At 33.9% G+C, this 2,109-nt stretch carries 2 protein-coding genes; both read right to left on the minus strand.

All coding sequences use genetic code 11. The features are described 5' to 3' along the window. On the minus strand, nucleotides 1-796 hold a 796-nt coding region (locus ABFR62_14155; GenBank protein ID MEN8139560.1), incomplete at its 3' end, for an FKBP-type peptidyl-prolyl cis-trans isomerase. Beyond that, entirely contained in the window at nucleotides 789-1,814 is a 1,026-nt protein-coding gene (locus ABFR62_14160) for a bifunctional oligoribonuclease/PAP phosphatase NrnA (GenBank protein MEN8139561.1), read from the minus strand. The genes ABFR62_14155 and ABFR62_14160, both read right to left, overlap by 8 nt. Nucleotides 1,815-2,109 lie beyond the last annotated feature (295 nt).

A 2,109-nucleotide genomic window follows, 5' to 3' on the forward strand; every position in this document is an offset into this window, starting at 1 on the left:
CTTCTTCTTTTTTAACAGGAACTTCTTTTACTTCTTCTTCTTTAACAGGAACTTCTTTTAATTCTTCTCCTTTATTACTTACTTCCTTAGGCACTTGAATTGTATCTGCTTCTTTATTGAGTTCAATTTCATTAACGCTTTCTTCTAAGCTATCTGTTTTATTCGGCTGCACCTCCCGTTTAAGTCCTTTTCTGTTCCATTCTTTAACCTGAAACTCTCTCTCAAATATATCTCTAACTTCACTCTCTTCTCCCGTAGATTCAACTTCCTTCTTAACTACCTCCTGTACTTCCACCTTGTAAACTAAGGGCGTATTTGATACAATCTTCTTTTCATCTCCATGAAAACCATAGGCCTGATGAGAAGGAAAAATAAAAGTTGCGCTGGCTCCCTGACTCATCAGTTTTAACCCTTCATGCATCCCTTTAATTTCTTCCTGATGGTCGACAGACAATATTTTTTCCTCCATGGGGTAAATCACCTTCCCTTCCAAACTTTCTACAATAAATGTATACTTAACCTTATCGCCTGATTTTATCAATGAATCTACATTATTACTGATATAATAAAGAAAACCATAATGTGATCTCTCAAACTTTTCATCATGATTTTCGAGATATTCCCTGAAATGAATCTCTTCTTTTTGGTTGATTTTCTTTGCCAGTTCAATAGACCCTTTATAATCAACACCTGAACTAACACTCACAGGATAGCGAGGCTCACGATCGCTACATGAATAAAGAAACAGAACTACTAAAGAAAGAGAAAATATTAATTCAATTTTACTTCTAGTCATTGGAATTCAAAATTTTGTCCTTATTTGATTTTACAACATCTCTAAAAATTTCCACAACTTTTCCGATTGGCAAATCAAGCCTGCCTCCGGCAGCATTTATATGCCCCCCACCGTTAAAATGATCTCTAGAAAGCTGGTTTACCGAAAATTCACCTTTGGATCTCAAACTAACTTTGACAAAGTCATTCTCCAAATCTTCAATAAAAATTGCGGCAAGGTTCATACCTTCAACCGAAAGGGCCATATTTACAAAACCTTCTGTATCTCCTTTTTGAAAATTGTGCTCTCGAAGCTCCTTCCTTGTCATAGTTATATAAGCAGACTTGTAATCAGGTAAAACCACCAGGTTATTAAGAGCAACACCCATCAATTTCATTCTAGCCATAGTATTACCATCATAAATATTATTATGAATCTTGTGGTTGACTGCTCCTTTGTCAATTAAATCGGCAGTAATACGATGAGTAGTTGATGTTGTTGAAGCAAAACGGAATGAACCAGTATCAGTTAAAATTCCGGTATATAAACATGTTGCAATATCGGCATCAATTTTATCTACATCTTCTAAATTTTCCAGAAAATGATAAACCATCTGGGCTGTTGCACAAATAGCTGTATCGGAATATGTAAAATCAGGAAAACTGTCAGGTTGCTGGTGATGGTCAATCATTATTTTCACCGCATCAGAATTATCTACATATGGTTTTATTTCTTCTACCCTATCTAGAGTATTGAAATCCATAAAGAAAATAACTTCTGCCTGACTAATAAGATCGATTTTACTCTGCTCATTTTCATCGAAAATTTCAACTGTTTCATTACCCGGCAGCCATTGTAAAAATTTCGGATAAGGTGTTGGCGACAAAACGGTTGGGTTATGTCCTCCGTTTTTTAAATAGTTATACAATCCCAAACTACTTCCCATAGCATCACCATCAGGGTTTTTATGAGGAATTATCACAATCTTTTTTGGTTGTGACAGAATTTTTTTCACTTCTAAAAAATCACTTTTTGTCATAGAGAGCGAAAATAACAATAATGTTTTAATGAGCGAATGATTTAATGACTTAATGTGTTAATGAGTTAATGATTCAATGATAAAATGCTATTATGAACCAATTGCTTAAATCAAGTTCTAATTTCACAATAAAATGAAAAGTTCGGGATGAAAAGCTCTTTTATTTTAAAGGTGTTCGCTAAAATAATTTTCACTAAGCATCAAAAATATAAAATTATGCCATCGAAGTAAGTTTCCAATATTTCATAAAAGTTCAGGGCAAAAAAAATCCCCAATCAAATAAATGATTGAGGAT

The sequence above is a fragment of the Bacteroidota bacterium genome (assembly GCA_039714315.1).
Lineage (GTDB): Bacteria > Bacteroidota > Bacteroidia > Flavobacteriales > JADGDT01 > JADGDT01.

Excerpts from the sequence above, each read along its gene's own strand:
- ABFR62_14160 (MEN8139561.1), bottom strand. The coding sequence starts at position 1,814 with ATGACAAAAAGTGATTTTTTAGAAGTGAAAAAAATTCTGTCACAACCA.